The 26615-nt window shown below is 56.5% G+C and carries 24 protein-coding genes and 1 riboswitch; of the genes, 13 read left to right on the plus strand and 11 right to left on the minus strand.

What is annotated here, in order from left to right; translation table 11 throughout:
• Positions 1–182 precede the first annotated feature (182 nt).
• The 3 genes from JK199_RS13250 to JK199_RS13260 form a co-directional block, all read right to left on the minus strand.
• Positions 183–434, minus strand: a complete 252-nt coding sequence (locus JK199_RS13250; protein WP_143217627.1) for a hypothetical protein — start codon at positions 432–434, stop codon at positions 183–185.
• Between the two features lie 124 nt (positions 435–558).
• Complete coding sequence (locus JK199_RS13255; protein ID WP_212376813.1) at positions 559–1554, minus strand: hypothetical protein; 996 nt, start codon at positions 1552–1554, stop codon at positions 559–561.
• A gap of 119 nt (positions 1555–1673) precedes the next feature.
• Complete coding sequence (locus tag JK199_RS13260; protein ID WP_212376816.1) at positions 1674–3176, minus strand: UvrD-helicase domain-containing protein; 1503 nt, start codon at positions 3174–3176, stop codon at positions 1674–1676.
• A 155-nt stretch (positions 3177–3331) separates the two neighbouring features.
• Between JK199_RS13260 and JK199_RS13265 the strand changes: the two genes are divergently transcribed.
• The 4 genes from JK199_RS13265 to JK199_RS13280 all read left to right on the plus strand — a co-directional run bounded on the left by JK199_RS13265 (position 3332) and on the right by JK199_RS13280 (position 7609).
• Positions 3332–4798 carry an AMP nucleosidase gene (locus tag JK199_RS13265; protein ID WP_244985163.1) on the plus strand — a complete coding sequence of 489 codons (1467 nt, stop codon included), beginning with the start codon at positions 3332–3334 and terminating at the stop codon, positions 4796–4798.
• Positions 4799–4834: 36 nt separating this feature from the next.
• Positions 4835–5266 carry an acyl-CoA thioesterase gene (locus JK199_RS13270; protein WP_025827290.1) on the plus strand — a complete coding sequence of 144 codons (432 nt, stop codon included), beginning with the start codon at positions 4835–4837 and terminating at the stop codon, positions 5264–5266.
• A 207-nt stretch (positions 5267–5473) separates the two neighbouring features.
• Positions 5474–6298 (plus strand): ferritin-like domain-containing protein, encoded by an 825-nt coding sequence (locus tag JK199_RS13275; RefSeq protein WP_025827292.1) that lies wholly within the window; start codon positions 5474–5476, stop codon positions 6296–6298.
• A 156-nt stretch (positions 6299–6454) separates the two neighbouring features.
• A complete protein-coding gene (locus tag JK199_RS13280; protein ID WP_212376820.1) occupies positions 6455–7609 on the plus strand; it encodes an acyltransferase family protein in 1155 nt (384 codons plus the stop codon).
• 28 nt (positions 7610–7637) lie between these two features.
• Here the strand turns inward: JK199_RS13280 and JK199_RS13285 are convergent, their stop codons facing one another.
• Complete coding sequence (locus JK199_RS13285; RefSeq protein ID WP_212376823.1) at positions 7638–8168, minus strand: GNAT family N-acetyltransferase; 531 nt, start codon at positions 8166–8168, stop codon at positions 7638–7640.
• Between the two features lie 445 nt (positions 8169–8613).
• Between JK199_RS13285 and JK199_RS13290 the strand changes: the two genes are divergently transcribed.
• Both JK199_RS13290 and JK199_RS13295 read left to right on the plus strand, forming a co-directional pair.
• Complete coding sequence (locus tag JK199_RS13290) at positions 8614–9639, plus strand: SDR family oxidoreductase (RefSeq protein WP_280528602.1); 1026 nt, start codon at positions 8614–8616, stop codon at positions 9637–9639.
• 104 nt (positions 9640–9743) lie between these two features.
• On the plus strand, positions 9744–10130 hold the full coding sequence (locus JK199_RS13295; protein WP_212376826.1) for a VOC family protein: 387 nt from the start codon (positions 9744–9746) through the stop codon (positions 10128–10130).
• A 22-nt stretch (positions 10131–10152) separates the two neighbouring features.
• On the opposite strand, the gene JK199_RS13300 is transcribed toward JK199_RS13295, so the two are convergent.
• Positions 10153–11166 carry a DMT family transporter gene (locus tag JK199_RS13300; RefSeq protein WP_212376829.1) on the minus strand — a complete coding sequence of 338 codons (1014 nt, stop codon included), beginning with the start codon at positions 11164–11166 and terminating at the stop codon, positions 10153–10155.
• Positions 11167–11259: 93 nt separating this feature from the next.
• Here JK199_RS13300 and JK199_RS13305 point away from each other — a divergent pair, with 93 nt between their 5' ends.
• Together JK199_RS13305 and JK199_RS13310 are read left to right on the plus strand one after the other, a co-directional pair.
• Positions 11260–11742: an Lrp/AsnC family transcriptional regulator gene (locus JK199_RS13305; RefSeq protein ID WP_244985164.1), complete on the plus strand. Its 483-nt coding sequence runs from the start codon at positions 11260–11262 to the stop codon at positions 11740–11742.
• A gap of 133 nt (positions 11743–11875) precedes the next feature.
• Positions 11876–12817 carry a metallophosphoesterase family protein gene (locus tag JK199_RS13310; RefSeq protein WP_212376832.1) on the plus strand — a complete coding sequence of 314 codons (942 nt, stop codon included), beginning with the start codon at positions 11876–11878 and terminating at the stop codon, positions 12815–12817.
• Positions 12818–12923: 106 nt separating this feature from the next.
• Here JK199_RS13310 and JK199_RS13315 read toward each other — a convergent pair whose 3' ends face one another.
• Entirely contained in the window at positions 12924–13130 is a 207-nt protein-coding gene (locus JK199_RS13315) for a cold-shock protein (protein ID WP_025827303.1), read from the minus strand.
• A gap of 227 nt (positions 13131–13357) precedes the next feature.
• Positions 13358–13810 carry a fluoride efflux transporter CrcB gene (gene crcB, locus JK199_RS13320; protein WP_086655139.1) on the minus strand — a complete coding sequence of 151 codons (453 nt, stop codon included), beginning with the start codon at positions 13808–13810 and terminating at the stop codon, positions 13358–13360.
• Positions 13811–13892: 82 nt separating this feature from the next.
• A riboswitch (Fluoride riboswitch) is annotated at positions 13893–13958 on the minus strand.
• Between the two features lie 200 nt (positions 13959–14158).
• On the opposite strand from crcB, the gene JK199_RS13325 reads away from it, so the two are divergent.
• Positions 14159–15172 (plus strand): DMT family transporter, encoded by a 1014-nt coding sequence (locus tag JK199_RS13325; protein ID WP_212376835.1) that lies wholly within the window; start codon positions 14159–14161, stop codon positions 15170–15172.
• Positions 15173–15247: 75 nt separating this feature from the next.
• On the opposite strand, the gene JK199_RS13330 is transcribed toward JK199_RS13325, so the two are convergent.
• Positions 15248–16015, minus strand: a complete 768-nt coding sequence (locus JK199_RS13330) for an SDR family NAD(P)-dependent oxidoreductase (protein WP_086655074.1) — start codon at positions 16013–16015, stop codon at positions 15248–15250.
• A 437-nt stretch (positions 16016–16452) separates the two neighbouring features.
• Here JK199_RS13330 and JK199_RS13335 point away from each other — a divergent pair, with 437 nt between their 5' ends.
• A complete protein-coding gene (locus JK199_RS13335; RefSeq protein WP_212376838.1) occupies positions 16453–17235 on the plus strand; it encodes a deaminated glutathione amidase in 783 nt (260 codons plus the stop codon).
• 9 nt (positions 17236–17244) lie between these two features.
• On the plus strand, positions 17245–17715 hold the full coding sequence (locus JK199_RS13340) for a hypothetical protein (protein WP_212376841.1): 471 nt from the start codon (positions 17245–17247) through the stop codon (positions 17713–17715).
• A gap of 57 nt (positions 17716–17772) precedes the next feature.
• Here the strand turns inward: JK199_RS13340 and JK199_RS13345 are convergent, their stop codons facing one another.
• Positions 17773–19110 (minus strand): aminotransferase-like domain-containing protein, encoded by a 1338-nt coding sequence (locus JK199_RS13345; protein ID WP_212376844.1) that lies wholly within the window; start codon positions 19108–19110, stop codon positions 17773–17775.
• A gap of 468 nt (positions 19111–19578) precedes the next feature.
• Here JK199_RS13345 and JK199_RS13350 point away from each other — a divergent pair, with 468 nt between their 5' ends.
• The gene (locus JK199_RS13350; RefSeq protein ID WP_342356332.1) at positions 19579–20796 is read left to right on the plus strand and encodes an MFS transporter; all 1218 of its coding nucleotides are present in this window, start codon (positions 19579–19581) and stop codon (positions 20794–20796) included.
• Positions 20797–20799: 3 nt separating this feature from the next.
• Positions 20800–23127: a TonB-dependent receptor gene (locus tag JK199_RS13355; protein ID WP_212376851.1), complete on the plus strand. Its 2328-nt coding sequence runs from the start codon at positions 20800–20802 to the stop codon at positions 23125–23127.
• A 35-nt stretch (positions 23128–23162) separates the two neighbouring features.
• Here JK199_RS13355 and JK199_RS13360 read toward each other — a convergent pair whose 3' ends face one another.
• Both JK199_RS13360 and JK199_RS13365 read right to left on the minus strand, forming a co-directional pair.
• A complete protein-coding gene (locus JK199_RS13360) occupies positions 23163–24455 on the minus strand; it encodes an NAD(P)/FAD-dependent oxidoreductase (protein ID WP_077931146.1) in 1293 nt (430 codons plus the stop codon).
• Between the two features lie 179 nt (positions 24456–24634).
• Positions 24635–26026 carry an NAD-dependent succinate-semialdehyde dehydrogenase gene (locus JK199_RS13365; protein ID WP_077931145.1) on the minus strand — a complete coding sequence of 464 codons (1392 nt, stop codon included), beginning with the start codon at positions 26024–26026 and terminating at the stop codon, positions 24635–24637.
• Positions 26027–26615: the final 589 nt, after the last annotated feature.

The raw sequence follows: 26615 nt of genomic DNA on the forward strand, positions 1-26615 counted from the left end.
TGACGGTATCCTGTGAATCACAATTCAACGCCTATGTGTACCCCCCCCCCTGAGTCACAGCCAAAACAAATTGGTATTACGCTATGCCGGGCTCTGCCTGAGGCATAAGCCTGCTCTCTAAAACCAGTACAGAACCGGCACCTGTCGGGCCACATGGTTCTGCTTTACGGAGTGTGGCGTGTTTAGTAACCGCCACCGCCGCCCATGCCGCCATTCTGCATGGCCGGACCACCCATTCCGGGTCCACCGCCCTGCATGTTGCCGGAGCTGTTCCCGTTGCGCCAGCCGCCGTCACGCTGGCCGCCACCCGGACCACCCTGATGATGCCCGCCTCTTCCCCCGCCGGGTCCACCCATATCTCCCGGCGGCGGCATACAGGCGGCCAGAGCGCAAGTTGCCAGCAAAGCTGCTGCTGTCAGAAGGGAACGTTTCATGCGGCCTGTCCTTTGCTGATCACATAGATGTCATATGTTTCAACCCGGCAAAGCCCCACTGGTTCCCTGTCATGGAGTGAGAATGGCAGAAAAACACGTCCTGCCACCATCGAATATAGTGAGGTTATTTCACATCTATATTGGCATTTTTTGAGGTCTCAAAATGCAAGTTATGACCCGGGTCCTGACTCACCCCGTCACTTTTTCTAAAATACATTCTGGAATTAACGGCATCGACTAAAACAACTTTGTCAGCAAAAAAATCCAGCCCTAAAGACCCCTCAAAAATTTTATCAGCGACCTTTATCTTCCGGTTCTTTTCGGTATCGTCGCCTATGCTCAGGCTCTCAACTGTCGCGATGTTAGAAATATAGCCTTCACCCCCGGTAAATCTCACCTCAGTTTTTTCGTCTTTTTTCACCAACGGGATGTGATAGTCGGCAAGCCAACCCACGGGCATTTCTGTCATATCCAGATCGGGATTGATAAAAAAATACATTTTATGGCCAGATATTTTTACCCCCACTTCCAGCCTGTTCGCATTATTGTTGATGTTGGCCTCATGAAAATCACCCCCCATGATTTTCGTCATTTCTTCTTTATTCTCACACCCGTCTTTAACCTCAAAAAGGGTGATTTTCCTGCTCTTCATGTCCAACAAAACAGCAAAGTTATTGAGAAAGACGGTGCCCAATATACCAGCAACAGGAAGACCCTGAACTGACTGGTTACCTGCCTCTTTCAGAAGAATAAATTTGGCGTGAGGAACATTAAAGCCACCAAAAGAGAATGTATCGACCCTGACAACCTCTGCTTTTTCGCGTTTTCTAAATGTATTAAAAACGTCAACCGTTCCCCAGATACTCTCATCAGCAAACTTGTCAAAATTCAGGGAAGAGGAGTGCTTTACGTAAATATCGTCGTAATCATAACTTAAGAACATAGCGGCTGGCTGGTTATTGATTTTAACCGGCATCAGCGGCGTATCACTTTGCCCGCCTAATAAAGTCTCACTGATGGAGGCCACAATGCAGGAGTGCTGGGCCTCCGCCTCAGGCGGCCACCACAGGCAGCACAGACCTACAACAGCACCAGAGAGACTCGTCTTCCATTTCGACATTGCACATCTCTTATGACGCTCCAGACGGAGCCTGAAGACAGTGCCAAACCGTCCGCAGAACCCGGTTTGTTAAAGATACGCAATGCTATCCCAAAGGCAACCCCTTGCCGTAGTACGGTCTAGACGGTCTTCCAGAACTCAAACAATCCCTCCGGCAGAGAAAGCGTCAGCCGGGCGCGGGTGCAGGCTACATAGAGCAGGTTGATTTCCTGATCACAATTATCCAGATCGCGCTTCAGCCGGGCTTTCAGACGCGGGGAGAGCGGGCCGTGTTCCTGCTCCGTCTTTCTGGCGCGGTCCTGAAACTGCGTGCGCCGCCTGCTCCATTCCTCGGGGGAGAGAAAATCATCCAGCATAATGACGGCATCAAACTCCCGCCCCTTGGCCTTATGCGCGGTGGAGCACACCAGACTGACATCATCAGCGCTCTCACGATAGAGCGTCTGGATGGTCTTTATCTTTTTATCCAGTGTATCCTTATGTTTTTCTACAATACCAAACAGCCGTTTAGCCACTGGGTCCGCATCCCGCCCTTCCGCCGCATTTTCCAGATCCCGCCATGAGGCATACTCCAGAGCCGCCCCCTCCGGCTTGAGCGAGGGCTGAAACTGGCGCTGATACAGGTTATAGGCCGCCAGAATTTCCTGCACCATGTCACTCACCCCGCCCAGCACATGGAAAGGCCGGGTGCTGTCCGCCAGCCCTTCAAACAGCCGGGCGTTGGTGCGGGCCAGAACCAGCGTGCTGTGCTCGGGCTTAATGCCTTTCCGGTGCAACTGCACACGGCTTTTAACAGCCGGGTTCCCGTGCAGGCGATGCGCCGGTTTGCGGGAATGGTGCGCAAGAATGGCGTTAGCCATCCGCGCCACCGGCTCACCAAAGCGCCAGCTCTGCGTCAGCGGCAGGCAGGGGCCGTCCAGCGCGCTGATGGCATCCACAGCCCCACGGAAGGCGTAAATGGACTGGTTCGGGTCCCCCACCGCCACAATCGGCAGGCCGGATTTTTTCAGGATGGAAATCAGAACCGGATTCAGGTCCTGCGCTTCATCCACCATAATATAGTCATAGCCGGTAATTTTCTGCTCACGCTCGAATTTTTTCAAATAGAGATCATGCGTGATCGGGAAATCATGTTTTTCAAACGCCACCAGATATTTATAGGCCTGCGCTACAAACTGGCGGATGTCCCTGTTCCGCCCGCTCTCCGGTTCCGGGCAATGCACCGCCGTAATTTTGGAGCCTTCGCTGATCAGAAAATTGCTCAGCGTTTTCAGCACCACGTCCGGCGCACCGCCTGCCTTGCTGCCCAGCAGTTTTTCCAGCCGCCAGAGGTCCCGCGCCATGTAACGCCCCTGCACCTTGCGGCCCAGTTGCCCGATATTCAGGCTGCGATAAGCGTAGCTATTGGCGGTGCGGGCTTCAATCTGGGTTGAAAAACGGGCGCGGGCCTCTTTGGCAATGGCGGTGTTAAAGGCCAGATACAGCCCCCGGTGGCGCGTCCATGTTTTGCTGAACAGTTCCAGCGTGGAGGTTTTGCCGCACCCGGCCCCGGCAATCACCCGGAAGCTGGAGGTGGGGGCTTTTTCCAGAATGGCGGTCTGTTCCGGGGTGATGGCGATCATCGCGCGTCTCTGGCCTCCTCTGTCAGCAGTCGGGGGGCTATAGCGCACTTTTCCGTGCGCAGATATGCCGCGCGGGGCAGAAAACCGCTGGCTCGCATCCCCGCCGGGCGCGGCACGGTTGCGCGGTCCCCCCGTTATCGCGCTATGGTGAGCGCATGACGTTACCACACCCCGACATGACCGCCCTGCGCGATGCCGCCGGGACGGATTTCAAGGCTTTCACCTCCGCAGACGCCGCGATTGACCATCTGTGCAGCCTGTATGCGCAGAGCGTGGAGCGCCTGCATGCCGCCTTTAAGGCGCGGCAAGGTTGCCCGCCGGGTGAGGCAACCTACCCCTGTCTGGCGCTGGAACTGCCCCCCGGCACGCCGCTCACGGGCCGCCCACCGTTTGACGTTATTCTGGACCCCGGTTTTTACAGCACCACCATCACCCGCCCGGCGCTGTTCCGGGAGTATCTGCGGGAGCAGATTACCCCGCTGCTGCACCATTATGGCCAGCCGGTGCTGGTCGGCCGGTCCCGCCACCCCATTCCGCTGCCTTATGTAATGGAAGAGGCCGCAACAGGCCTGACAGAAGCAGACCTGCTGCTGTTGCAGGAACAGTTCGCGCTGCCCAACCTGCACGCCACGGATGATAGCATCGCCAACTGTGAGCTTCTGCCCGACGCCAGCAGACCTCGCCCGCTGGCCCTGTTTACAGCGGAACGCACAGATTACTCTCTCGCGCGCCTGCATCATTATACCGGCACCACTCCCGGTGCGTTCCAGCGGTTTATCCTGCTCACCAATTACCAGCGGTACGTGGAGACCTTCCGGGCCTATGCCCGCGCGCAGGTGGATGCGGGGGGTGATTACACGGCGTTTATTGAACCCGGAGACCAGATTTACACCGGCCCCGGCAGCACCCCGCCCGAAGCCCCGGCTGGCAGCCTGCCGCAGATGCCCGCCTACCATCTGTGCCGCCCGGATGGGGATGGCATTACGCTGATCAATATCGGCGTCGGCCCCGCCAACGCCAAAACCATGACGGACCATCTGGCCGTGCTGCGCCCGCATTGCTGGCTGATGGTGGGCCACTGCGCGGGCCTGCGCCGCTCCCAGATGCTGGGGGATTACGTTCTGGCCCACGGCTATGTGCGGGATGATCACGTTCTGGACGCCGACCTGCCAACATGGGTGCCCGTCCCCCCGATTGCCGAGGTGCAGGTGGCCATGCAGGAGGCCACCGCTCTGGTGACGGGCCTGCACGACTCCGCCATCAAGACGCGCCTGCGCACCGGCACCGTCATGACCACCGATAACCGGGACTGGGAATTGCGTCTGGCGCATCTCTTCACCCAGATCAATATGAGCCGCGCCATTGCTGTGGATATGGAATCCGCCACAATCGCGGCCAATGGCTTCCGCTTCCGGGTGCCCTACGGCACGCTGCTCTGTGTGTCGGACAAACCCCTTCACGGAGAACTGAAGCTGCGCGGCATGGCCAATGCGTTCTATCGTGAGCGGGTCAGCCAGCATCTGATGGTCGGTATTGAAACCATGCGTCTGCTCCGGCAGCAGGGTGTCGCCCGGCTGCATTCCCGCAAGCTGCGTGGTTTTGATGAACCACCCTTCCGTTAACCCTCGCCTTCCTTCCTGATAAAGGGCCCTGATATTATGCCTGCTGCTTCTGCCTCCCATCTGCCAGACGGTGTGCCCACCATCCGCGTTATCGCCATGCCGACCGATACCAACCCCGCGGGGGACGTGTTCGGCGGATGGATCATCTCACAGATGGATCTTGCCGCGGGCACCACGGCGGCCTTCCGGGCCAACGGGCGCGCCGCAACCGTTGCCATTAACGGCGTTGTTTTTCTGGAACCCGTGGTGGTGGGGGATGAAGTCAGCATTTACACCAACATCACGCGGGAAGGCCGCACCTCGCTCACCATCCATGTGCAGACATGGCGGCGCGCGCGCCACACGCACCTGACCTCCAAGGTGACGGAAGGGGACTTCACCTTTGTCGCGCTGGATGAAAACCGCCGCCCCCGCCCGCTGCCGCCCGCCACGGCCAGCAACTCACCCGCCATCGCCCCGACGGTCTGAGGCGCGCCACCCCCTCCGGCAGGTCTGATACCCCCGCCCAGACCCGCCGGGCCGCCCGCACTGTCTTTTTTTTGTCATGCCATTCCGTCCCGCACGGGAATGGTCTAGAGCAACAGTCCGGGCCATCCTGCGCACACGGCAACGTGTGCGGACGGCCTGACGCCTACAGACAGGTTTAAGAGCAGCAGGACGGGAGCCCCGGCGCAGATGAAACATTGGCAGATTGACCAGCTACCCTGGGACGAATTTGACCCCGCCCGCGTGGACCCCCAGCTTGTGCCCGCCATCAAGGCAGCAGCCGTGGTGGAACGCAACAGCGTGGACTACGCCATCTATCTGAACAACGTGTTTCATGATGACCCGGACTTCAAACAGGCGGCAGACCACTGGGCGGTGGAAGAAATCCAGCACGGGGACGCGCTGGGCCGCTGGGCCATGCTGGCGGACCCGGAATGGGATTATCAGGCCGCCTTCCAGCGCTACCGCGACTTTTATCATATCCCGCTGGAAGTCGATCAGTCCGTGCGTGGCTCCCGCACGGGGGAACTGATTGCCCGCTGCATGGTGGAAACCGGGACCTCCTCTTTTTATTCCGCGCTGGCCGACGCCACGGAAGAACCCGTGCTGAAAGCCCTGTGCAAACAGATTGCAGCCGATGAATTCCGGCACTTCAAACTGTTTTATGACCATATGCACCGCTACCTGAAGCGCGAACGCATCAGCACCCTGCAACGCGCCCGGATTGCGCTGGGCCGGGTGACGGAAAGCGAGGATGATGAACTCGCCTCCGCCTACTACACCACAAACGAACCACCCTCCCTGCCCTACGACCATAACCGCTGCATTGCGGCCTATATGTCCCGCGCCATGAAGAACTATCAGCCGCGCCACCTGCGCCGCGTGACCAGCATGGTGTTCAAGACCATCGGCCTCACCCCGCACAGCAAGGTGCAGGATCTGGCGTTTTTTGTAACGGAAAAGCTGTTCTTCAGCCGCCAGCGCAAATTTGCCCGCATGGCCGGGGTTTCCTGACCCCATCCAGCGCCCCTCCCGGCCAGCTGACCTGAGAACCCCGCAGCGGACCATGATGTGTCCCTGTGGGGTTTTTTATTACAGTATCGTCCTATTTTAACCACGAACCGCTGCCAGAAGCGTGCCTCAAGTCTCCTTCTGCCAGTCAGGTTCCCCATGCCCCTCCCGCCTGAAGCGCCCCCCGTCACCCCCGGCCACCGCAACCGGCGGATTGACCTGCTGCGGGGCATCGCCATTCTGCTGGTGTTGTTCCACCATTTCTGCATTGCCTATCCGCTCAGTCAATCCGCGCTGGCGGCCCTTATCACGCCAGAGGCGGTGCGGGCTGTGGCGCGGAATGGCAATTACGGCGTCACGCTGTTTTTTGTTATCTCCGGCTTTCTGATCACCAGCAACAGCCTCTCCCGCTGGGGCAGTCTTGCCGCTTTACAGGCCCGCACATTTTACGCCTTCCGCATCGCGCGGATTGTGCCGTGCCTGCTGCTCCTGCTCGCGCTGGTCAACGCGCTTGCGCTGGCCGGGCTGCCCATGTTCAACACGCATATTCCCGGCCTGTCTCCGCTTGCCGCCATGATGCGGGCCAATCTGGCGTCCCTCACCTTCAGCATGAACCTGTTTATCGCCCGGTATGACTGGGCAAATTACGCGCTGGGCGTGCTGTGGTCCCTCTCCGTGGAGGAAGTGTTTTACCTGACCTTCCCGCTGGTGGCTCTCACCCTGCGCCGCACCCCGTTTATCATGCTGTTCTGGGGGCTGGTGGCGGTGGTCGGGCCGTTGTACCGCATGGCGCATCAGAATGATGAATCCGGATTTCTGTTTGCCTATCTCGCCTCGTTTGACGGCATTGCCATTGGCTGCATGGCCGCTGTTATCGCCACACGCTGGCGGCTGGAGGGTCTGGCAGCGCGGCTGCTCCAGCCTGCCATTATCCTCGGCATGGTCTGGCTCTATCTCTGGCGCTCCATCGGGGCGACCAATATCTGGGGAGTGTCCGTCATGGCGCTGGGGGCCGCAATCCTGCTGATCGCCTCCGCGCACCATGAAAACGGGCCGCTTGCCACACGCTCCCGCCTGCTGCGCGGGCTGGAGAAAACAGGCCGCCTGAGTTACGAACTCTACCTGTTCCACCTGATTATTCTCGGCCTGCTGCGCACCATGCTGCCGCCAGAAACCGTGCCCAGAACAGGGCTGGAACGCGTGGCTCTTCTGCCCGTCTTCCTCATCGGCTCCGGCCTGCTGGCCAGCATAATTAGCCGTAAGTTTTCTGAACCCTTAAACCGCACGTTACGGCGGACATTAGGGCGCGTTTAACCCACCGGCCCGCTTGCGGAAGAAACGCTCACTCTGGAGCATAACGCTCAAACAGAAGCGTTTCCTCCCCCATAAAAAACGGTTTTGCAAACAGCACAAATCCATGTTTCTCCGCAATGCGGATGGAGGGCGTATTGCGGGGAGACACCAGACACACCGAGCGTCTGTAAGGCGTGTGCGTATCCAGCCACCGGCAGGCTGCGCTGACCCCTTCTGTGGCAAACCCTTTGCCATGACACCATGAAGCCAGAACCCAGCCTGCTTCCGGCACCCCCACGACAGAGGGCGTCACATCCCGATGCGCGTCATGGAAGCCAATTGTACCAACAAACCGCCCCGTCTGTTTGTCCCGCACACTCCAGAAGCCAAAGCCCATAACGCCCCAAACACCCCTGTAGCGCAGCAGCCTGCCCCACGCGGCCTGCGGTGTTTCCGGCGTGCCGCATGTATAGCGCGCCACGTCCGGGTCTGCCCACATGGCGGCAAACTCTTCAAAATCCTCCCGGCACGGCGCCTGAAACAGCAAACGCTCGGTTTCCAGACATGGCACGTCGGACATTCTGCCTCTCCCCCGCATGACGACACCACAAACACAGGACAGAGCCTGCCCTCAGTCATTCCTGTTATTTAACAAAATCCACCAGCAAGACAAAGGCAGCCCACGCGGCCTGCACACCGCCGCCCGCAACCTGCCCTGAACACCGCCGCCTGCAACGTGCTCCGTGCCACCTATCACCTGATCACCTGCCACTCACCTATCACCTGATAACCTGCTACTCACCTAACACCAGCCACCAGCCACCAGCCATGCACCCCGCACAGCCCCCATAGGGGAACCCCTCCGCCGCCGGGGCGTCTGGGTTATGAACTTCAAAGCCACGGGCCGGACAGGCGCACTGAAACACAGGCCCACCGACACACAGGCACACCTGAACACAGCAGACGGCAGGCCAGACCTCCCGCCTGACGCGCCGTGCTGTGGCCCGATGCGAAAGGACAGCCGCATGACGGATGAGACACCAGCCCCCGGACACAGCCCCTCCCGCCGGACCGTCCTGAAAATGGCGGGCCTTGCGGCTGCGGCCGGGACGCCCGTGTTCATCAACCTTGCCGCGGCCCAGACTGTGAAAGAGAACGCCATGACCTCCTCCCCCCTCAAAGACCCCCGCTCTCTCTACCCGCATGCCCCGTTCAAGGCGCAGCCGCAGCCCTGGCCGGGCCTTGCCTCCAAAATGACGCCCCTGCCAGACCACGGTGAAAAATCCTATGTGGGCAGCGGCAAACTCAAGGGCCGCAAGGCGCTGATTACCGGGGGAGATTCCGGCCTTGGCCGCGCCGCCGCCATTGCCTATGCGCGGGAAGGGGCGGACGTCGCCATCAATTACCTGCCGCAGGAAGAAGCGGATGCCGCCGAGGTCGGGGAGCTGGTCCGCAAGGAAGGCCGTAAATTCGTCGCTCTGCCGGGGGACCTGCGGGATGAGGATTTTTGCAGGCAGCTTGTTGAAAAAGCCGTTGCAGAGCTGGGTGGTCTGGACATTTTCGTCAACTGCGCGGGCCGCCAGCAAACGCATGATGATCTGCTGGACGTCACGACCGAGGCGTTCGACTGGACCATGAAGACCAATCTCTACGCGCTGTTCTGGCTGACCAAAGCGGTGATTCCGCACATGCAGCCCGGCTCCACGATTATCTTCACATCGTCCACCAATGCGTATGAGCCGTCCGTCAATATTCTCGACTATTCCATCACCAAGGCAGGGATTGCCAATTTTACAAAAGGGCTGGCCAAACAGCTTGTCAAAAAAGGTATCCGCGTCAACGGCATCGCCCCCGGCCCGTTCTGGACGGCACTTCAGGTCAGTGGTGGGCAGACCATGGAAAATGTGGAAAAATTTGGGGAGAGCGTTCCCATGAAGCGCCCCGGCCAGCCGGCGGAACTGGCCCCTTCCTACGTGCTTCTGGCCTCGGATGACAGCAGTTACATGACAGGCCAGATTCTCGGCGCAAACGGCGGCATGGGGCTGCCATAAGCCCGCGGTTTTCTGCACACAGGCTCTGCGTGGGGAGGATTTGACGCCACCCGGTATCGCGCTACTCTGCGGCACCCCATACCGGGTGAGGAGAAACACGCTTCATGTTCAGCCACATCATGCTTGGCAGTAACGATATTGCCCGCTCCAAACAGTTTTATGATGCCGTTCTGGGTGTCATGGGCTGCGCCCCGGCGGAACCGAACGCCAAAGGCCGCCTGACCTATACGCATGGCGGCGGCCGTCTGGTGATCACAAAACCGCTGAACGGTGAGCCCGCAACGGCTGGCAACGGCAGCACCATTGGCTTTGCCGTCGCCAGCCCGGAAGAAGCCGACGCATGGCACAAAGCAGGCGTTGCCAATGGCGGGGAAGCTATTGAAAACCCGCCCGGCGTCCGCCACAGCCCCACGGGAGACCTCTATCTGGCCTATCTGCGGGACCCGGACGGCAACAAACTCTGCGCCCTCTACCGCATGCCGTCTGAATAACCTTTTTGAGTAAAAAGGGTTTTCAAACTCCCTGCCCGGCAATTTCTGTCTGGCAGGGAGTGTCCGGACCAGAGGCCTGTGCCGCCGGGACATGCTTCCGGTGGACGGCCACGCAGGACAGAACACTGCCTGCCACCAGCCCGAACGCCGCCAACTCCAGCGGGTGGGGCCACCTCTGCTCCCACAAAAATCCGTACAGCAGCGCAAACAGCGTTTCAAACAGGATCATCTGCCCGGTCATGGTCAGGGGCAACAGGCGGCTCATGCGGTTCCACAAGGCGTTGCCACACATGGACGCCAAAATCGCCACCCCGACAGACACACCGGCAAACCGGCCCCATGCCTCTGCGGAATGAGGCCCCTTCTGCGCCAGCAGGGCAAACGGCACCAGCACAACAGCCTGCGCGCCCGTCACGACGCCTGCCAGCAAATTCCAGTCATGCACGGATACATGCCGCAGGCGGCTCAGGCACCGGCTGTTGCCCACGGCATAGGCTGTCCAGGACACCAGCGCTCCAACCGCACACAACATGCCCTGCACCGTACGGCCGGACGCCTGCGGCCCCAAAAGCCCCTGCCAGCCAATGCACACCACCCCTGCCACGCATAACCCCAGAGAAAGCGCGAGAGTTTTCAGAGGTACAGCCCCCTGATCCCGGCTGCCAATAACCGTAACAGTCACCGGCAGAAACCCGATAATCAGGGATGTCAGGGCAATCCCGCCGCTCTGCACGGCCTGAGATAGCAGAACATAATACAGCGTATTGCCCGCCAGAGAGAGCAGGAACACCGCCTGCCAGTCCCGCCCGCTCAGCAGGCCGGAAAGCCGCCGCCAGCGCGGCAGGATCAGCACCCCGGCAATCACCCCGTAGGCAAGGTAGCGCCCGGCAGCCAGCATCAGCGGGTTAAAATCCCGCACCAGTTCCGGCGCCAGAAACACCAGCCCCCACAGCGCACCGGCACCCGCGCCGCACAGCACGCCGCGCCCCGTCTGGGCTCCCGTGTGGGCCGCTGAATGGTCACCGATGTGGGTCATGATGCTCCGTCTCCCTGAACATCCGGGACATATCATCACCCAGATGATCTTTGCGCTCTTGATTACGGCCCCAAATGCAACAAAAACTCACCTATGGCTCAAACCCCTCCCCCGCGCGCTCTGGATTCCTTTGATAAAGCCATCCTGCGGCTGCTCCAGCGTGACAATAAAATGCCGCAACGGCAGATTGCCAGCCGGGTCAATCTCTCGGCCGCCGCCGTGCAGCGGCGGATTGCCAGCATGGAAAAAGCGGGAATCATCACGCGGAACTGCGCCGAGGTGAATGTGCGCGCCGTGCAGATGAGCATTACGGCCATTGTCGAGGTGCATCTGGTGGATGAGCGGATTGCAACGGTTGATGCCGCCAAGGCGCTCTTTCAGGCCTCGCCCTCCGTCCAGCAATGTTATTATGTGACGGGCGGGATCAGCTTTGTTGTGATTATCGTCGCCAAAGACATGACGACTTATGAAGAGATTACCCGTGAGCTGTTTTCCAGAAACGAGGCCGTCGCCCGTTTCCGCAGCCTGATTGCGCTGGACCGGGTTAAATGCGGCATGGATATCGTCATTCCCTGAACCTGCGGCACCCCACGCGCCTTACAGCGCCTTTGCATATTAAACATTTGTGACAGCTCTGGCAGCACACGCCGTTTTGCGCACAGTGGAGGGTGCCTGTTCACCCTTTCCACGCAAACGGAAATCGCCGCTCATGGTCCAGTTTAACCGCCGCACGTTTCTCTCCCTGACTGCGGGCCTGACATTTGCCCCCCTCACGCGCTCACTCGCCGCCATCCCCAGCCGCCCCCCGCTGCTCCGGCATGAGCCCTTCACGTTCCTGTTCATCACCGACACACATCTCCAGCCGGAACTGAACGCCAATGCGGGCTGCCACACCGCGTTTCTGAAAGCGCGGACCATTCCGGCGGATTTTGCCATTCAGGGCGGGGATCATGTGTTTGATGCGCTGGGCGTCAATGCAGGCCGCGCCACCATGCTGATGGATTTATACAAGCGCACGGCGAATGACCTCACCATGCAGGTGCACCACACCATCGGCAACCATGACTGTTTTGGCGTGTATACCAAAAGCGGCGCCCAGCCGACGGACCCGTTTTACGGTAAAAAATACTTCGAGGACCAGTTCGGCCAGCTTTATTACTCTTTTGACCATAAAGGCGTGCATTTTGTTGTGCTGGATTCCATCGGCATTACGGCAGACCGCATGTATGAAGGCCGGATTGATGCGCAGCAGCTTGTCTGGCTGAAAAAGGATCTGGACGCCCAGCCCGCCGGGACGCCCATTATTGTCGTCACCCACATTCCACTGGTTACAGCCGTGGAGGATTATGACGCCCCGCCGGAAAAACCGCAGAAGCATCACGGCATCAGCGTTGTCAACGCGCATGAGGTCCTGCCGCTGTTTGACACCTGCAACGTCATTGGTGTGCTACAGGGCCACACCCATATTCTGGAACGGGTGGACTGGCATGGCGTGCCCTACATTACGGGCGGCGCTGTGTCCGGCAACTGGTGGCACGGCACACGCTATGGCACGCCAGAGGGCTTTATGGTGGTGGATGTTGAAAATGGCGTTTTGAAAACACGCTATGAAACCTACGGGTTCCAGAGCGTAGACCCGCATAATACCTGAACACCTAAACCGGGGGGCATCACCCTGCCCCCATCCTCTTGCCCCCAAAAGAAAAAGCCGCCCCGAAGGACGGCTTTTCCAGACAGCATCTCTGCGGTTTAAAGGCTCAGAGCGCTTTAAGACCAACAGCAGAGGTCTTGCCGTTACGGCCAGCTTCCAGCTCGTAAGACACTTTCTGACCTTCGTTCAGAGTGTGCATGCCAGCGCGCTCAAGTTCAGAGATGTGAACGAACGCATCCTGACCGCCATCTTCCGGCTGAATGAAACCATAACCCTTTGTGGGGTTGAACCATTTTACGGTGCCTGTTGCCATAACAAAGGCTCCTTCTCAAACAAACGCGGTCGTGCACAAAACACACACGAAATCATAACTTTTATGGAGATAAACCAGACGCAACATGCGTCAAGAACCCGGATAAAAGCACCCGCTTCCTGCACAGATGCGCTAATCCGGTGGGGAATGCAAGCCTAAAGCCATCCGAGCAGAAACAGACAGGTAAAAACGGGCGGGTAAAAGAGGCTCACCTGATCTGCAATGGCTCAGCCCTCCATCTCGCCTTCCATATCACTCTGCTCCTCCGCCTGCGTCAGCTGCAGGGTCTGGCCATTCAGGCGCGTGGCCAGCAGGTGGCCGAGCGAGACCGCGCTGATGCAGAGCAGGACAGAGAGCGTCACATTCGCCAGCGCCCGGCCCCATGCCGCGCTCCGCAGCAGGTCCAGCGTTTGCAGACTGAAGGAGGAAAAGGTGGTGTAGCCACCGCACAGGCCCATCATGACAAACAGGCGGGTATTGTCAGACACCGGGTAGCGCCCGTCCGCCAGCGTGAGCGTGCTGAAAAACCCGATGATAAAAGACCCCACCACATTGATGCCAACCATGGTGCCCCACGGCATTGTCCGGCTGAGCGGGGCTGTCAGCAATGTCACGGCATAGCGCGCCAGCGTGCCCAGCGCACCGCCGAGCATGACCAGAAGACAGGAAGCAAAAGACATATAAGGCCCCTTCATTCCGGCGGGCCATCCAGAACGCCCGCCGTGCTGCGGCGGGAACAGGTCGCACCTCTCCCGCCAGATCGTTACGGCAGGAGTCATCAGCCCTTGCAAGGGCGGTTAAAGGGGGAACCCCATCCCCTTGTGGCCTGTATAGAATGTTCGCCCCGCCTGCTCAAGCTGGCAGGGAAATGCAACCCTGCACTCCCCCCGGCCTCTCCAGACCGAATGTACTTCCAACCCGTGCCGTTTTTTGCTTAGTGCGGGAAAGGAGCCGGGCCATGCTGGCCCGCCCCCCCCCTCAAACCCTCACCCACAGCCCCCGACAAGCACAACATTTTTAGGCAGTCTATGGACCCCAAAACTCTCTTCTCCGGCATTACGCTGGCTCTGGGGGCATTTGCCTCCTACGCAATCAGTGATGCGTTCTCCAAGCTTCTCGGCGGGCAGCTTGACCCGTTTGAAGTCGCGTTTTCCGGCGGGGTTTTCGGCCTTCTTCTGCTGCCGTTCATCCGTAAGCCGGGGGAAGCCTACAGTGACGTCTTCCGCACGCAGGAACCCGCCATGTGGGCTCTGCGCGCCGTCTGTACCTTTGTCGCGACCGCCGCCAGCGTGGAAGCCTTCATGCTGCTGCCCATGCCCGAAGCGCTTTCGCTGATGTTCCTCATGCCGCTGTTTGTCACCATTCTTTCCGTGGTGCTGCTGAAGGAAAAAGTGACGGCCTGGGCATGGCTGGCCGTAGTCCTCGGCTTTATTGGCGTGCTGATTGTGCTGCGTCCGGGGGTGCGGGCGCTGCATTTCGGGCATCTGTGCGCGCTGATTGCCGCCGTCGCCAACGCCGGGAGCGTCATTGCCTACCGTCTGGCCGGGCAGAACAGCGCACGGCTGTCTCTGTTCGGCTCCAGTCTGGCTGGCCCGCTGATTGGCAACGGGATTCTGATGTGGGCACATGCCTCATGGCCGCACGGGGTGACCACATGGGTCTATCTGTTTGGCTATGGCTTTCTGGCTGCCTTCGGCCAGTTGCTGATGATGATGGCAACCGCCCGCGCCCCCGCCAACCGCGTCGCCCTGCCGCAATACAGCCAGATGGTGTGGGGCGTCGCGCTCAGCTATCTGGTGTTCCATCAGCCGCTGGATGGCTGGACCTTTGTGGGGATTCTGGTTGTCACACTGTCTGGCCTGCTCAACTGGATCCGCCAGCGCATCCGGTACGAGCGCATGGCGCTGAAGGAACGGCTTGAACGGATGCAGGCCAGAAAAACAGTCAAAGCCGCGGAAAAAATTGCGGCCAAACAGGCAAAGGATCAGGCCCTGCGGGAACACCAGCAGGCTATTGCCGACAAGATCTCCCCCACGCGATAAGCCGCAAAACACCAGACATAAAAATGCCGTGCCCCCGCTGTGAGGGCACGGCATTTTTCATTGAAACGTCAGGGCTTAGCCCGCCATTGTGCGGTCCACAGCCAGCCCGGCGGAGGCCTGGCACGTCGGCATCATTTCCACATGGTTGATGTTCACATGCGCGGGAAGAGCGAGAACCCACGCTACGGTTTCTGCAATATCCTCCGGCAGCAGCGGTTTTGTGCCGTTATAAACGGCATCCGCCTTCGCCTGATCCCCCAGACGCACGGCACTGAACTCACTGCCGCCACACAGGCCCGGCGCAATGGTTGTGGCCCGAACCTGCTTGCCCAGCAGATCACTCCGCAGGTTGCGCATAAACTGGTCCACAAAGGCCTTGGTCGCGCCATACACATTCGCACCGGGATACGGATACGTGCCCGCCGTGCTGCCAAGCGAGATCACATGCCCGCTGTTCCGCGCCACCATGCCCGGCAGCAGCGCACGCGTGATTTCCACAAGCCCCGTCACGTTGGTGGCAATCATGCGTTCCCAGTCAGCCGGGCTGGTTTCCCACGCTTTTTCCAGCCCAAGCGCCAGCCCCGCGTTGTTGACCAGCACATCCACATCCTGCCAGCCTTCCGGTAAAGACGCAGGAAGCGCCTGCACGGCGGCAAGATCGGTCACATCCAGCTTAAACGGCAGCAGCGCAGGCCCGGCCTCCTGCGCCAGCGCGTCCAGCCGCTCCTGCCGGCGGCCCGTTGCAATTACGCGATACCCGTCCTTTACCAGCCGCAGGGCAATGGCGTGGCCAAACCCTGCCGTGGCACCGGTCACCAGAACGGTCTTGAGGGACTGTGTCATTGCTCTCTTCTCCATAACAGGCAAACTCTGCCCTATCATGCGTTGAAAAAGCATGGTCTGTCACGTTGCGTGACGAAAGTCCTCTCCCCGGTTTACCCGGACTTCACTCCTCCGGCAAAGACGCGGGGAGAACGTGCGGGGCAGCAAGATCGCCCCCATTCCGCTTAAACGGTCGCAGATCAGGCCCGGCTGCCTGCAACAGACGTCCAGACAGGAAGATTTCCGCAACGGAAACCACTCTTTAATATTCTCCGGATCGCTCTAAAAAACAGCCAGAAATGAACAATAACATAATAGCAATTGCGCTGTTTCAACGTGACCCTTTATGCAGGAGTCACCGTCTTTACTGAGCAGCAGGGATACAGAGAAAATCCGGCTCAACAAAAATGTGACGCACTCCTTTCTGGTTTCCTCTTTTTGATAGCTGAAGTGAAAATATGAAAGTCGCTCTTGGACAGTTTGCCGTCGCACCAGAGTGGCAGGACAATCTTGAGTCCTGCCGGGCCCTGATTACAAGAGCCAGATCAGAACATGCGGACCTTCTTGTTCTGCCCGAAGGGATTCTCGCCCGGAATGCCAGTGACCCCGGTATTTTAGAAAGAACTGCCCAGCCGCTTGATGGCCCGTTCATCACAGAATTACTGCCGCACACACACGGGCTGACGGTTGCTGGCTGCGTCATGGTCCCCAATGCGGACGGACGGCTCTTTAACACGCTGGTTGTGCTGCAAGATGGCGTTCTGACAACAGCCTATAACAAGCTGCATCTTTATGATGCCTTTGACAAACGTGAGTCTGATAAAATCACCCCCGGACAGGACCTGCCCCCCATTATCCGGGTCAGGGACATGAAAGTGGGGCTCATGACGTGCTACGACATCCGCTTTCCGGAAGTCGCGCGCCATCTTGCCTTCAGCGGCGCAGACGTTCTTGCCATCCCCGCAGCATGGCTGCGCGGCCCGAACAAGGAACGGCACTGGGAGATCCTGAACGTCGCCCGTGCGCTGGAAAACACCTGTTATGTGGTTGCCGTGGGGGAATGTGGGCCCTCCAATATCGGCGCGAGCATGGTGGTGGACCCTCTGGGTATTATCACCACCGCCCTTGGAGAAAGCCCCGGTCTTGGCTTTGCCACTCTTGAGCGCAGCCGGCTTGAGCACGCACGCAGCGTCCTCCCCGTTCTCAATAACTGCCGCTTTACCCCCCCGACGCTAAAATAAAGAGATAAAATGACGCATTCTCAAGACCAGAGCCTGCCGGATAATACCCGATTCAATGGCGTATGGCGGATTGAAAACACCCGATCCTCATGGAGTGACGGTAAGTTTCCTGACCATATGAAGTTAGACCTCTTTCTGAAATTTCCCGGAAATTTCATATGGTATCATTCAGAAAACAGCACGCTCTCAACACAGCCGGTTATGACGCTGGATTTTAAGACCGACCTTAACGGCACCCCCGGCCTGACGTCCGGCAATGCGCGCTTTAATAAAGTCCGTGCACGCCAGCTCTCTGCAACGGAGTTTGAAATTCTCGAAATGCTGGATGAAGACGTGATTGTCGCAGCCTACTGGCGCTTTTCAGAAGATGCACAAACACTCTGGCGCTGGGGCGTTGGCAAATCCCCCGCCGGGCTCTCCCGGTCGTATGAGGAACTGTTTATCAAGGAAAGCACCGCGACACATATTTTTGACGAATAGCTACGAAGAAACCGCTTTCTTTTCCTACTTTTTCCCCGAAAGCCCGCTCCCCTCGCCTTAACAGATCGCCTTTGATAACCCCGCCTGAGCAAGATGTTCACTGACCCACTCATACCGGTCTTTCAGATGAGAAATAGAAAACCGGATATGAGGTTGCGGCATCAGGGAACACTGCCTGCCAGCCGTAACGCGAATACCGTGCGCATTCAGGGAGGCAAGAGCGGCCTCTTCATCCTGCACCGGTAGCCAGAAACTAAATCCCTCACCGGTTGCATAAGAAAAACCATATTCTGCAAGGTTGTCCGTCAATTTTTGACGACGCTCCAGATACGTCCGCCGCGCCCGTTCCAGATGCGTTGTCGTTTCGGGGGCCGCCAGCAAACGCGCGGTGGCGGCCTGCATGATACGGCTCGTCCAGCCAGACCCAAAACTCCGGTACGCCTGTATTTCCCGAATAATTTTGTCGGATGCGGACAAAATACCCAGACGCAGATCCGGCCCCAGAGCTTTTGAGAGCGAGCGCACATGAATCACCTGCGCACTGCACCACACCCCAAGGCTTTTTGGCTTTGCTCTGGTAAAATACGCCATCGCATCATCTTCAAAAATCCAGACAGGCGGGGCGGCGTTCAGAACATCTGCAAGCTCCTTCATACGCTCTGCCGATAAGACACGCCCGGTAATGGCATTCAGGTTGGGCTGAAGGAAAAACGCAACAGGCTGCCGCGTGAGTGCGGCGCGTAGTCTGGCGGGAATGGGCCCGTGCGCATCACCGGGCACCGCAACAGCGGAGGCTTTGAGGTAATCAATAATATCCAGCACCCTCATGGGGACCGGGTCTTCAACCAGCACGACGCTGCCGGGCGGGATCAGCGCCTGCATCGCTTCAAAAAGCCCGCCATAGGCCCCGTTAGTTGCCATCAGAGCTTCGGCTTCATACGGCCAGTCTGCCCGGCACACCTGCTCCAGAGAGGCTTCAATCGGCTCATCCGCATAGATATTCAAATGCGGCGTCTCCTGCACATGCAGAAACGCGGATTGCAGAGGCGGCAGAAGTGCCGGGTCCGGTGTGTAACCGGACAGATCCAGCGGGATACCTCCCAACTTTACATTTTCAGCACGTCGGATCGGGCGCGGCGCAATGGCCGCACTGCTGACATAGGTACCCCGCCGCCCCCGCCCGGTAATCATACCGCGGCGGCGTAGCTCACTCCAGACAATAGAGACCGTGGCAGGGCTGACCCCAAGCACAAAGGCGATATCCCGGATAGCGGGCAAGCGCACCCCAACCGGCAGCACCCCGGAGTGAATAAGGGTGGTAATTTGCTGCGCCAGTGCCCGGCCACTCCGGTTAGGAAGCTGATCAACGAGCCACTCCACCTCCACAGCTTTCACATGACCCTCCCTTCCGCCAGCATCCGCCCTTGTATTAATGGCGATCAGACTGCCGGAAAGCAATCATCCCATCCACAGAGGGCACTTCTTCCCGTTTCGTCCGCCTTTGCAAGTCGGGGAACGGAGGGAAGACGGTGATGGCCGAGGACGTAAAAACGCCTCCGGCACCCTTGCCAGACTTCACCGCATGACAGGAACAGTCTTCTCTTTCTCCGCACCACACAACGAGCACGCCCCATCAGTCCTGCCCGCTTTCCGTTTTGACGCGCAGCCTATTCCACTATTTATATAGTGTTATTTTAATTTAAATGTTCAATTACGTAATTTTTCTTGCGTGGAAAGATCAATGAAATTATCAGTTTTAAGTCACAAGTCCTTTTGTAAACACAAATGGAACTGTCAGGACTATTTTTAAAAAATAATCTCTTCTTCAGGAAGAGTTTTGCCATTTTCGCCGTGAGATACCCCATGAAATACGCGTTAAAACAGAGGAAATGGCTTGTTTTTCTGGGGGTTCTTCTTCCCATCAACCTTTTAATGTCTCTTGATAGAAACGCGTTTATTCTGGTCTCCCCAAAAATAAATACGATCTTCCATTTCTCATACCTTCAGTCCACCATCCTCGCGTCCAGCATGATCTGGATCTACGCTCTGGCGCAGATCCCGGCCGGGTGGTTTATTAACAGATTCAAACCGCATGTTGTGCTGTTTGTCGCCTGCCTTGCATGGTCTCTGAGCGTCTTCTTTTTCCCGTTCGCCAGAAATTTTTCTGACTTTCTGCTTCTCAGATGCCTGCTCGGTGCCTTTCAGGCTCCCGACTGGGCAAGCAGCATCGTGCTGGTGAATGACTGGTTCCCGCCTACCCAGCGGTCGCTTGCCAGTTCGTTTCTGCTCTCCATCATGTATCTTGGCTCCAGCGTCTCCGGCCCGATTGTCACAACCCTGACGACAAAGTTCGGCTGGGCGTCACCGTTCTATAGTTTCGCCCTCATCGGGATCGTCATAAGCTTTCTGTGGCTGCGTGCAACGCAGGACCAGCAGAGTGCACCCGTGCAGCAGAACGAGACAAATTATCGGGATATTCTCTCAGCAAAACCGCTTTGGCTTCTTGCAACACTCTATTTTTGCACAACCTCTGTGCAGTCCTTCTTTTCTCTCTCCATGCCGCATTATCTCATGGAGTATCTGCATGTCAGTTACAGTCAGATGGGCTGGCTCTATGCCGCCACGGGGTTGACGCTGTATTCTTCCGTGCTTCTTTCCGGACTCCTGATTAACAGACACGCAAAAACGCTGCTTTCCGGCAACCATATGCGGCTTATCCCTGCATGTTCCCTGCCCCTTGCCGGGTTTGCACTGCTCATTTCGTCTTATATGGGCAGCCTGACACTTAGCGTTCTTCTTCTCTGTGCCTCAATTTTTTTCATCGGCGTCAGTCAGGTTTCAATCTGGTCCCTCGTGCATGATTACATGACGACCGGAAAAGGAATGGTTGCAGGCTTTACCACATTTTTGGGCAATATTGGCGCAGCGCTGACGCCTATTGCCACCGCGTGGCTGCTCTCAAAAAACCATAACTGGCATCTATCTTTGCTAATTCCATTTTTTATCTCCCTGATTGGATGTTTCATTTGCACAAAAATAGGACGCCATAAAACACTCACACCCGCAGCATCAGGACAGTAAACAATGTACCGCTCCCCGTCTTATCACAGATCCATTTTCCTCGGGTTTTTTCTGGTCATTCTGCCTGAAAGCACGCTGGCCGAAACATTAAACAAACCCAAAAGCACGAAGCCGACGAAAAAAGAAGAGGTTCTTGTCCTTACAAGAAAAGCTTCCGGGGGTGGCCTGATGCATGTGCGCACAACGCCCTATTCCGCCAGCGGGATTGATGCGGACGTCATTGCCCGGAAGCCTGCCGCGGCAAGCCCTCTGCAAATAATTGCCAACCTGCCCGGCGTCAATTTTGGCAGCAGCGATGCGTACGGTCTGACCATCCGTGACAAAACGACCGTGCGCGGCCTTGACCATACTGAAATGGGATGGTCGGTTGAGGGCATGCCCGGCACCAACCTTGCTTACTACAACCCCTATGTTGAAGACTGGGCCGATAACGAGAACTTTTCCAGCATCACGCTCATACCCGGCTCCTCGCGCCTTCAGGACCCTCTTGTGACAGGTGTGGGCGGCGAAGTTTATGCAACAATCAGAACCCCCGCTACAAAGCGCGAGGCGCATCTGGACTACAGCGCTGGCTCCTTTGCGGCGCAGCGGGTCTTTATGCGTGCCGATAGCGGCTATCTGGGCAATAGCGGCATCAAGTTTTTTACATCCTATTCTTACGCTGCCGCCAATAATTACACCGGTAGCGGCCGCAACAGCAAACACCATTTTGATTTTAAAATGACAAAAGACTGGAGCCCGATCGCAAACAGCAGCCTGTTTGTGTCAAGCTCCCTGCGCGATGTCGCGCGCACAAACCTCTATACGCTGAAAAATTTTGAGACTGCCAACAAGGTTGATAACAATTTTTCTGAAGGCACTTTTGCCAGCGATTATATTAACGGTAAGACGACGAACTACTGGAAGTCCTATATTTATACCAGCAAGGACGTTCTTGTTTCTCTGAATAATGATGTGAAACTCTCCGGCCTTGATCTGAAAATTGTCCCCTATTTCCGGTGGGAACAGACAAACGCCCCCGGACAGACAAATATTGACCCCCGTTCAACCTATACAGGCACGGAAAAAATAGCCGTCAACACGGATGACCTGAATATTATTAACGGGAAAATCCCCGCACGCTCCAATACAGACCAGACCATACATTCAGAAGGGATCAACCTTTATACCACTCTTAAAGCCGGAAAAAACAACAAGGTAACGGTTGGCTACTGGCTTGATCACTGGACTATCAGCACGCTCAACAGTCTTTCTCCTCTGGATAGCAGCGGGGATACAATCGGTCGGGTTCTGAAAGATACAAGCGGCAGAACCATTGCCGGGGGCGATTATTCTCTCTCCACCCTGATCAACCAGTTTTACGTCAGCGATGATTTAAGTCTGTTCCACGACAGATTTTTAATCAGCTTAGGCTTTAAAGACATGATGTACAACGTATCAGGCAACAACAGGCTTCCGGGGCCACAGGGCAATTTTTCAAGCTCCTACAGCCGCCCCATGCCCAGAATTGGCCTGACATTCAACGTATCCAAAACTGTGCAGCTTTACTTTAACGCCAGTACCAACTCACGCCCGGCCGTGCCTATAACCACCTATCCGAATATCTATAACGTAGCGACGGGTGGTATTTCTCAGTCCGGCCAGAAAAGTGTCAAACCGGAATATGCTGTGAGTGAAGAGCTGGGTTTTCGCTATCACGGGCTTTTCAATTTCGATGCGACCCTGTTTAACATGAACCTTAAAAATCATCAGGTTTCCACATCACTCTATCTGAACGGCGCCCTGACCTCCGGCGCAATCTCCGTCGGGGGAGAAACCATTAAGGGTGCCACGGTAGAAATTGCATCACACTCTTATTACGGTCTTTCAGCTTACGCGAATGCCCAATATCTGCACGCAACAATGGATAATAACTTCCCCGTCTCGGGCGACTTCCTGCCGACCAAAGGTAAGATCATGGTGGCCAGTCCCAAATTCATGGCCAATATCGGGCTGCAATATAAACGGAAGGGATTTTTCACGGATATTACATTCAAATGGGTTGATGCCCAGTATTCAACCTTTATGAATGATCAGGGAATGCCCGCTTATAAAACTGTCGATTTAGGGATGGGCTATCAGGCGAATGATATTGACTTCCTTAAAAGCCCTTATATCAGATTGAACTTCATGAATATAACAAACCTGAAATATCTGAGCGGGATTGCCAGCCCCTCCTATTCCTCACAGGTTAGCAAAGGGATCGCGGGAACAAGTGTCAAAGCAGGCTCACCCACTTATTTTCTGGGAACGCCTCTCGCTATCATGATGACGGTGGGTTCAAACTTCTAGTGGCTGAACCCTAAACCTGACCTTCTCAATAGATTTCAGTCCAGCCGAACGGGAGGTCTGATAATGGCTTCTATCCAGTCTGCAAGGATAGAAGCCATCCCCCGGAAATAGCCAAACAGTTCAATCTGATGCTTTCTATAGAGCATAATATGCCCAAGGCGGGCTGAAAGCCCATGCATGATGCCGCCGCCCAGTACTGTGCCACCAGGCAGAGCGGCCCATCCATTGTAATTCCCGAGAGCAACAATCGCCCCTTTATTGTGGAAAATACAGGAGGGAATCTCCGTCCCATGTTCCAGCCATGCTGGGAGATGCTGTGAAAGATGGCGGGCCTGCTGGCGGGCCACCTGCGCCGTTGCGGGTAACGGCTCCTCCTCAATAAAGCAACAATCTCCCATCGCAAAAATTCTGTCATCATCAACAGAACTCAGATTAGGTTTCACCATAATCTGGCCAGAACGGTTCAGAGAAAGCCCTCCATAGGCTTTTGTCACGTCTGGCGCTTTAACCCCTGCCGCCCAGACGCGCAGGGTGGCTGTAATATGGGAGCCATCTTTTAACACAAAGCCCGTTGCATCGGCGGCAGCAACACGGGAAGACGTGCGGACTGTCACACCCAGACGCTCAAGCTCTTTCTGAGCCGCAATGGAAACAGATTCAGGGAAAGCGGGCAGAATACGCGGGCCAGACTGCAACAGTGTGACACTCAGCTTCGGCGGGGCTTTCCCGAATGCGTGCAAACTCAGCGGGTCAACAATTTCAAGCGATTTATGGAGTTCCGCTGCAAGCTGCGTTCCGGTTGCGCCGCCACCGACAATCGCGATATCAAGCTTTGAGCTATTGGCAAAGGATTTCAGGATTTCCATCCTGAATTTTTCATTGAAAGAATTGGCCTCAATCAGGTTATCAATAAAGAGGCAATGTTCAGCCACACCCGGCGTTCCAAAATCGTTTGCGCAACTTCCGACAGCAAGAATAATGGCGTCATATTTCAGGGTCCGGCTTTCCAGCACCTTTGTTCCATCTGAAGCATGAAGGGAGCTTAAAACCACTTCCCGCTTGGTGCGGTCTACCGAAATTACTTCTCCGGGCCAGAATTCAAAATGATGGCTGCTGGCTTGCGAGATAAAACTGATCCGATCATTCTCATTCAGGACAGTCCCTGCGGCAAAGCAATGCAGCATGGGTTTCCATACATGGGAGAAGCTCTTGTCAATCAGGGTAATACGGGCTTTTCCCTGCCTTCCAATCGTTTTTCCCAAACGGGTTGCAAGGGCCAGTCCTGCCACACCACCACCGACGATCAGAATTTCAGATTTGGATGCCATCAGTTTCACAAGCCTCTTTCAGGGAGTAAGCCGGAGAAGATCGGTTTTGCAGGAATTTTCTATGGGAGAATTTCTGTAAAATTCTATAAACAACATGTATTTCAATGTTTATTTAGATTTTATGAGCACGAAAAGAAATGCCAGCAGACGTCCGGTAAGACACCTGCTGGCAGTCCTGATCAGAACGGTGCGTCGATATCAACCGTGTTGATCAGTTTATGGTTCACAAACTCCTTGATCCCCAGACCGATCAGTTCACGGCCATAGCCGGACCGGGCAATCCCACCAAATGGCAGATCAGCCTTAGGCACCAGCGGATGGTTGATGAACACCATCCCCGTGCGGATCTTAGCCGCCACACGGGCACCACGCGCCTCGTCTTTGGTGAAGACCGCACCGCCAAGACCGTAAGGTGAATCATTGGCAATACGGATAGCATCATCTTCATCTTTGGCGCGGTAAAGCTGTGTTACAGGGCCAAAGAATTCCCAATGCCGTGCTTCATTATCACCGTGCAGATTGGTCATCAGCAGCGGGCGGAAGAAAGCGCCTTTACCGGGAACTTCCGGCCCAATGACTTCAACCTTGGCACCATGATTGATGGCGGCCGTGACCTGATTATGCAGATCGTCCACCGCACCCTGAGAACACAGAGGCGCCAGCGTCGTGGCCGGGTCCATCGGGTCACCCGCTTTCAGTTCGGCAACGCCTTTTTTGTAAAGCTCAAGGAAGCGATCATAAACCGCATCAGCCACAATCAGACGTTTAGCGGAGACGCAAACCTGCCCGGCGTTCCAGTGGCGCCCGATAACGGCCCATTTGACGGCCTTTTCTACGTCTGCGTCGTCCAGAACAATAAAAGCGTCTGCGCCACCCAGTTCCATGGTTGCTTTTTTCAAAGCTTTACCAGCAACGCCAGCAATAATCGTGCCAGCACCTTCAGAGCCGGTCAGCGCAACGCCGCACACGCGCGGGTCATTCAGGATCAGAGCCGTATGAGACCGCGCAGCATAAAGATTGCGGAACAGCCCTGCCGGCAGTCCGGCTTCCTTCATCAGTTCTTCACAGGCCGCGGCACATTGCGGCAGATTGGACGCATGTTTCAGCAGAACAGCGTTGCCGGCTGAAAGCTGCGGCGCGATAATCCGCACAACCTGATAAAAAGGAAAATTCCACGGTTCAATGGCAAACACGATACCCAGCGGTTCATGCACCAGAACGGCTTTTCCTTCAGCAGGATCTGCAACCGGCAGGTTTTCCGGCTTCAGCAGTTCTTCTGCATATTTCGCGTAATATTCAAAAATTTCCGCAGAAAGAATGACTTCTTTCTTTGATTCCTCAAACGTTTTACCCATTTCAAGCGTGCCGAGTGCGGCATACTTGTCCACATCACGGCGCAGAATGGCGCCAGCGGCCGTCATGATGCGTGCACGTTCTGCAAACGGGGTATCACGCCATGTCTCAAACGCTGAATAAGCGTTGGAAAGTGCTGTCTGCACCTCTTGATCTGTGGCTTCAGGGAAAGTGGCAAGAACTTCCCCTGTGTAGGGGTTTGTTGTCGCGTACGCCATTTTTACCTCGTAAACAATGGAAAATCAGGCAAAAGGGCACGCAACCGCGCATGCGGCATACGTCTGACAAAGCAGAACAACCTGCCTTACCAGTGCCCCTCTGACCGACAAAAACAGACCGATCAACTTCTAGCAGAAGGGAAAATTTTCAAAAAATCCTTGCTCTGTCAGAGAATACCATCCTCCCTCCGGCAGAGCGCTCTGTTCTGCCTGGAGTCGACTATATATGTGTGGATATAGTTAGGGTCAACGCATAAATAGATTATTCAAATTAATAACTCTTATCAGATTCGTCATAGAAGATGCTTAAGGGTCAGAGGTGCAGGAGCCTAGACCCGCATCCATGCGCAGACATTCAACGCCTCCGCGAAAAATTCAGTATTCAAAAGACCAAGATATAATTTACTAAAATCATTATTTTGTTCTATGAATACTTCATGCCGGGCAAACGCTCCCTAAGCCCCCTCCAACGGAACGCCATCAGCGATTACAGCTTCGGTCCCACTCAGCACGCGCTGACCACTTATGCGCGGACAGCGTACCATGAGCCGGAGGATACAGTCTTCCGTCCCGGATTCCAGACCGGCAC

Origin of the sequence: Acetobacter persici (genome assembly GCF_018256955.1) — a bacterium.
Taxonomy (GTDB): Bacteria; Pseudomonadota; Alphaproteobacteria; order Acetobacterales; family Acetobacteraceae; genus Acetobacter; species Acetobacter persici.

Bases quoted from the DNA above. Each gene is read 5' to 3' on its own strand.
- JK199_RS13250 (WP_143217627.1), bottom strand. From the start codon at position 434: ATGAAACGTTCCCTTCTGACAGCAGCAGCTTTGCTGGCAACTTGCGCT.
- JK199_RS13255 (WP_212376813.1), bottom strand. From the start codon at position 1,554: ATGTCGAAATGGAAGACGAGTCTCTCTGGTGCTGTTGTAGGTCTGTGC.
- JK199_RS13260 (WP_212376816.1), bottom strand. From the start codon at position 3,176: ATGATCGCCATCACCCCGGAACAGACCGCCATTCTGGAAAAAGCCCCC.
- JK199_RS13265 (WP_244985163.1), top strand. From the start codon at position 3,332: ATGACGTTACCACACCCCGACATGACCGCCCTGCGCGATGCCGCCGGG.
- JK199_RS13270 (WP_025827290.1), top strand. From the start codon at position 4,835: ATGCCTGCTGCTTCTGCCTCCCATCTGCCAGACGGTGTGCCCACCATC.
- JK199_RS13275 (WP_025827292.1), top strand. From the start codon at position 5,474: ATGAAACATTGGCAGATTGACCAGCTACCCTGGGACGAATTTGACCCC.
- JK199_RS13280 (WP_212376820.1), top strand. From the start codon at position 6,455: ATGCCCCTCCCGCCTGAAGCGCCCCCCGTCACCCCCGGCCACCGCAAC.
- JK199_RS13285 (WP_212376823.1), bottom strand. From the start codon at position 8,168: ATGTCCGACGTGCCATGTCTGGAAACCGAGCGTTTGCTGTTTCAGGCG.
- JK199_RS13290 (WP_280528602.1), top strand. From the start codon at position 8,614: ATGACGGATGAGACACCAGCCCCCGGACACAGCCCCTCCCGCCGGACC.
- JK199_RS13295 (WP_212376826.1), top strand. From the start codon at position 9,744: ATGTTCAGCCACATCATGCTTGGCAGTAACGATATTGCCCGCTCCAAA.
- JK199_RS13300 (WP_212376829.1), bottom strand. From the start codon at position 11,166: ATGACCCACATCGGTGACCATTCAGCGGCCCACACGGGAGCCCAGACG.
- JK199_RS13305 (WP_244985164.1), top strand. From the start codon at position 11,260: ATGGCTCAAACCCCTCCCCCGCGCGCTCTGGATTCCTTTGATAAAGCC.
- JK199_RS13310 (WP_212376832.1), top strand. From the start codon at position 11,876: ATGGTCCAGTTTAACCGCCGCACGTTTCTCTCCCTGACTGCGGGCCTG.
- JK199_RS13315 (WP_025827303.1), bottom strand. From the start codon at position 13,130: ATGGCAACAGGCACCGTAAAATGGTTCAACCCCACAAAGGGTTATGGT.
- crcB (WP_086655139.1), bottom strand. From the start codon at position 13,810: ATGTCTTTTGCTTCCTGTCTTCTGGTCATGCTCGGCGGTGCGCTGGGC.
- JK199_RS13325 (WP_212376835.1), top strand. From the start codon at position 14,159: ATGGACCCCAAAACTCTCTTCTCCGGCATTACGCTGGCTCTGGGGGCA.
- JK199_RS13330 (WP_086655074.1), bottom strand. From the start codon at position 16,015: ATGACACAGTCCCTCAAGACCGTTCTGGTGACCGGTGCCACGGCAGGG.
- JK199_RS13335 (WP_212376838.1), top strand. From the start codon at position 16,453: ATGAAAGTCGCTCTTGGACAGTTTGCCGTCGCACCAGAGTGGCAGGAC.
- JK199_RS13340 (WP_212376841.1), top strand. From the start codon at position 17,245: ATGACGCATTCTCAAGACCAGAGCCTGCCGGATAATACCCGATTCAAT.
- JK199_RS13350 (WP_342356332.1), top strand. From the start codon at position 19,579: ATGAAATACGCGTTAAAACAGAGGAAATGGCTTGTTTTTCTGGGGGTT.
- JK199_RS13355 (WP_212376851.1), top strand. From the start codon at position 20,800: ATGTACCGCTCCCCGTCTTATCACAGATCCATTTTCCTCGGGTTTTTT.
- JK199_RS13360 (WP_077931146.1), bottom strand. From the start codon at position 24,455: ATGGCATCCAAATCTGAAATTCTGATCGTCGGTGGTGGTGTGGCAGGA.
- JK199_RS13365 (WP_077931145.1), bottom strand. From the start codon at position 26,026: ATGGCGTACGCGACAACAAACCCCTACACAGGGGAAGTTCTTGCCACT.